The sequence below is a fragment of the Kineococcus gurbantunggutensis genome (genome assembly GCF_050871925.1).
In the GTDB taxonomy this organism is placed as follows: Bacteria; Actinomycetota; Actinomycetes; order Actinomycetales; family Kineococcaceae; genus Kineococcus.
Genome location: NZ_JBJLSG010000259.1, coordinates 1 through 4,406, shown reverse-complemented (window position 1 = coordinate 4,406; position 4,406 = coordinate 1). Strand labels below are relative to the sequence as shown.

General features: G+C 79.3%; 5 protein-coding genes and 1 tRNA gene. All 6 read right to left on the bottom strand.

Annotated features, from left to right (window positions below; translation table 11 throughout):
- Positions 1–104: 104 nt before the first annotated feature.
- Positions 105–177, bottom strand: a tRNA-Ala gene (locus tag ACRYR7_RS24565).
- Positions 178–288: 111 nt separating this feature from the next.
- Entirely contained in the window at positions 289–1,167 is an 879-nt protein-coding gene (locus ACRYR7_RS24560) for a hypothetical protein (protein WP_432574950.1), read from the bottom strand.
- A 124-nt stretch (positions 1,168–1,291) separates the two neighbouring features.
- On the bottom strand, positions 1,292–1,900 hold the full coding sequence (locus ACRYR7_RS24555; RefSeq protein ID WP_432574949.1) for a GNAT family N-acetyltransferase: 609 nt from the start codon (positions 1,898–1,900) through the stop codon (positions 1,292–1,294).
- 19 nt (positions 1,901–1,919) lie between these two features.
- Complete coding sequence (locus ACRYR7_RS24550; protein WP_432574947.1) at positions 1,920–2,450, bottom strand: MogA/MoaB family molybdenum cofactor biosynthesis protein; 531 nt, start codon at positions 2,448–2,450, stop codon at positions 1,920–1,922.
- Positions 2,443–2,979, bottom strand: a complete 537-nt coding sequence (moaC, locus tag ACRYR7_RS24545) for a cyclic pyranopterin monophosphate synthase MoaC (protein WP_432574945.1) — start codon at positions 2,977–2,979, stop codon at positions 2,443–2,445. Before moaC ends, ACRYR7_RS24550 begins: the two co-directional genes overlap by 8 nt.
- On the bottom strand, positions 2,976–4,274 hold the full coding sequence (gene glp / locus ACRYR7_RS24540) for a molybdotransferase-like divisome protein Glp (RefSeq protein WP_432574944.1): 1,299 nt from the start codon (positions 4,272–4,274) through the stop codon (positions 2,976–2,978). Before glp ends, moaC begins: the two co-directional genes overlap by 4 nt.
- Positions 4,275–4,406: the final 132 nt, after the last annotated feature.

Sequence of the window (4,406 nt, the reverse complement as noted above, 5' to 3'; positions counted from 1 at the left end):
GCGGCGCGGGCGCCCCGCGCGCGGGGGGGGGCGCCCGGGACCCCCGGCCCGCACCCCCGCCCCCCCCCGGGCGGGCCCCCCGGGGGGGGCCCTCTTCGGAAGGGTGGAGCTGAGGGGACTCGAACCCCTGACCCCCTCGTTGCGAACGAGGTGCGCTACCAGCTGCGCCACAGCCCCTTGCTCGCCACCGGGTCGCCCCGGGAGCGAGAAGAAGACTACCAGCATTCCGGTGCCGGCCCGGACAGCGGGGTCCGCGACCCCCGGTGCCCGGCCCGTCCGGCGCGGTGCTCAGCCGTTGACGACGCGGGCGCGCTCGCGCACGTCGATCACGCGGCGCCCGCGCACCGACGGCGCCGGGACGGCCTCCACCTCGACGTCCACGTCGACGCGGGCGGCCGGCGCCGCGGTGGTGGCCGGGCGCACCACGCGGGCGCGCGGCTTGAGCAGGTACGTCGGCAGCGGCACCTCGGTGGGCTCCCAGGTGCCCGCGGCGGCGGGGGCGGCCGGCTCCGGGCGCGGGGCGGGCACCGCGGCGGCGGCCAGCTCCTCGGCCAGCTCGCGCTCCAGCTGCGCGGTCAGCTCGTCCAGCACGCTGCCCGGCTCCTCGACCACGGCGGCGCGCGCGGGGGCGACCACGGCGGTGGGCAGCACGACCCGCGCGGGCGCCTGCGCCGCGTGCCGGCGCAGCGCCGCCACCACCAGGGCCAGCGCCGCGGTCGGCAGCAGCGCCGCCCACGCCGGCACCACGGCCGCCAGCGCCAGCACCCACGCCAGCACCGTCGCGCCCAGGACGGTGCCGAGCAGCTGCCGGCGGCGGCGCAGCACGCGGCCGTCGACGCCCTGGCGCACCAGCACCCGCGGCTCGCGCGCGCCCGCCGGGACCGGCGCCGCGACCTCGTCCGCCGGGGCCTGCGCCGGGCCGCGCGCGGCGGCGGGCAGCTGCGGGCGCGCCGCCGCGGCGAGCACCGGGCGGCTGGAGGCCGGCGGCACCGCGGCCGTGCCCGGGGCCGGCGCCGAGCCCTGGCGCACCACCACGCGCAGCGCGGCGGAGTCGCGGTCGCCGACGCGCGAGTCGGCCGCGTGCCGGCGCCGGCGGATCGCCGCCGGCACCAGGTAGGCGGCCCACAGGAGGACGATGACGAGGAAGATCAGGCTGCTCGCGGGCACGAGCGCAACGCTATGGCTTGACAACCACGCCCCCGCGCACGTGCGGGGCGTGTCGCCCCGTGCGTCGCCGCACAACGCCGCGCGCGAGCGCGCGGGCCCCGGGCGGTCTCCCCCGGGCGCGGGGTCAGGGCTGCTGCGGGCGTCGGGAGGCCCGGTACCGGGCGAGCATCCCCTCGGGCACCTCCTCGGCCGTCACCGCGAACGTGCGGTGGTCGCGCCAGGCGCCGTCGATGTGCAGGTACCGCTCGCGCAGCCCCTCGTCGCGCAGACCCAGCTTGGCCGCCACCCGCAGCGAGGCGGCGTTCTCCGGGCGGATGTTCACCTCCAGGCGGTGCAGCCGCAGCACCCGGAAGCAGTGGTCGGCCACCAGGGCCAGCGCCAGCGGCACCGTGCCGCGCCCGGCGACCCGCTGGTCGATCCAGTAGCCCACGTGCGCCGAGCGCAGCGAGCCCCACGCCACGCCCGAGACGGTGATCTGCCCCACGAGGCGGCCGTCCAGCTCGATGACGAACGGCAGCATCCGCCCCGCGCGCGCCTCCCGCGAGAAGCCGCGCACCATCTGCGCGAACGTGGGCGGCGGGCCGGAGGCGTCCGGGCTGGTGGCCTCCCACGGGCGCAGCCACGCGGCGTTGGCCGCGCGCACCGCCCGCCACGCCGCGGCGTCCCGGCGGCGCAGCGGGCGCAGGCGCACCGGCCCCTCGCTCAGCTCCACCGGCCAGCTGGGCACCGTCACGGACGGCTCGCGGGGCGCTTCACGCGCCGCCCCCGGAGCGGCGGTGGTCCACGCCGTGCAGCTGGTCGACGGCGTGCGCGAGGAAGCCCACCAGGACCTCCACGCCGTCGCGCGCCGCGCCCGGCGAGCCCGGCAGGTTCACCACGAACGTGCGCCCGGCCACGCCCGCCAGCCCGCGCGAGAGCACCGCCGTGGGCACCCCCTTCGCGGCGCCGGCCGCGCGCACCGCCTCCGGCACGCCGGGGACCTCGTAGTCCAGCACCCGCCGGGTGCGCTCCGGGGTCAGGTCCAGCGGGCTCAGGCCGGTGCCGCCGTTGGTGACCACGACGTCGTAGCCGGCGGCCACCGCGTCGCGCAGGGCCTGCTCCACCGGGTCCCCGTCGGGCACGACGACGGGGCCGTCCACCGAGAAGCCCGCACCGCGCAGGCCCTCGGCGACCACCGGGCCGGAGGCGTCGGCGTACACGCCGGCCGAGGCGCGGTTGGAGACGGTGAGCACCAGCGCGCTGCGCCCGGGGCCGCGGCGGGCCTGCTGCGCCTGCTCAGTCATCGACGCTCCAGTCCCCCGAGCGGCCGCCGCTCTTGGCGGTCACCCGCACCCCCGTCACCACCGTGCGCTTGTCCACGGCCTTGACCATGTCCACGAACGTCAGCGCCGCGACCACCACGCACGTCAGCGCCTCCATCTCGATGCCGGTGCGGTCCGCGGTGCGCACCGCCGAGCGGATCCGCACGCCCGGCTCGGGCGCGTCGGCCTCCACGTCGATGTCCACCTCGACCGCGTGCACCGCCACCGGGTGCGCCAGCGGCACCAGGTCCGGGGTGCGCTTGGCCGCCTGCAGCCCCGCGATGCGCGCCACCGCCAGCGCGTCGCCCTTGGGCAGCCCGCCGGCGGCGAGCAGCTCCAGCACGCGCGGGGAGCACAGCACCCGGCCCTCCGCGCGCGCCTCGCGCACGGTGACGGGCTTGGCGGACACGTCGACCACGCGGGCGTGGCCGCGCTCGTCCAGGTGCGTCAGCCGCCGGCCGTCCCCGGCCGCGCCGCCCGCGCCGTCCCCGGTCGTCCCGTCCCCGCTCACGCCTGCTCCACCGGCAGCGGTCCCAGCAGCACGCACTCCACCTCGTCGCCCACCTCCACCACGGACGTGCCCACGGGTACCACGGCCAGGCACGTCGTGCGCGCCAGGGCGGTCACCAGGTGCGAGCCGTGCCCGGACACCGGCGCCACGTGCAGGCGCCCGTCGCCGCCGCGCGTCCACGCGCAGCGCACGTACTGCTCCTTCGCCGGCGGCGACGTCCAGCGCTGCGCGGCCACGCAGCGCACCCGCGGCCGCTCCGGGTCCGGACCCTCCGCGCCGAGCATGCGCCGCAGCGCCGGGCGCACGAACACCTCGAAGGAGACGAAGGAGCTGACCGGGTTGCCCGGCAGCGTGAACACCGGCACCCGCTGCTCGCCCAGCGTGCCCGCGCCCTGCGGCATGCCCGGCTGCACCGCGACCCGCTCGAAGCGCACCCGGTGCCCGGCCCGCTCGGCCGCCCGGCCCGAGAGCACCTCCTTGACGGTGTCGTAGGCGCCCTCGCTGACGCCGCCGGAGGTCACCACCACGTCGGCGCGCACGAGCTGGTCGTCCAGCACCGACGCCAGCGCCGCGGCGTCGTCGTCGACCACGCCCACCCGGTACGCCAGCGCGCCGACGTCCTCGGCCGCCGCGGTCAGCAGGTAGCCGTTGGCGTCGTGCAGCTGACCGCGCGCGAGCACCGCGCCCGGCTCGACGACCTCGGTGCCGGTGGAGACCACCACCACCCGCGGGCGCGGGCGCACCCGCACGCGGGCGCGCCCCACCGCCGCCAGGACGCCCACGTGCCGCGGCTGCAGGCGGGTGCCGGCCTCCACGACGACCACGCCGGCGGCGACGTCCTCGCCGGCGCGGCGCACGTGCTGGCCCGGCGCGGGGGCGCGCGCGATGCTCACGTGCGCGACCCCGCGGTCGGTCCACTCCACCGGCACCACGGCCTCGGCGCCGGCCGGCACCGGCGCGCCGGTCATGATGCGCGCCGTCGTGCCGCCGGGCAGCCGCAGCGGGTCGCCGCTGCCGGCGGGGATGTCCGCGACCACCGGCAGCCCCACCGGCGAGGACTCCGAGGCGCCCTCCACGTCGCGCACCCGCACCGCGTAGCCGTCCATGCCGGAGTTGTCGAAGGCCGGCAGCGGCCGCGGGCTGACGACGTCCTCGGCCAGGACGCAGCCCAGCGCGTCGCGCAGGGCCACGTCCAGCGGCGGCAGCGGCCGCACCAGGTCCAGGCACGCCCTGCGGTGCGCCTCGACGCTGGTGAACGGCCCGCTGCCGTGCGAGTCGCGGATCGGGGGGGTCACGAGGGGGCGCCGGCCCCCGAGGCCACGTACTCGCCCAGCCACGCGCGCAGCTCCGGGCCGATGTCCTCGCGCTCGCTGGCCAGGCGCACGACCGCCTTGATGTAGTCCAGCTTGTCGCCGGTGTCGTAGCGC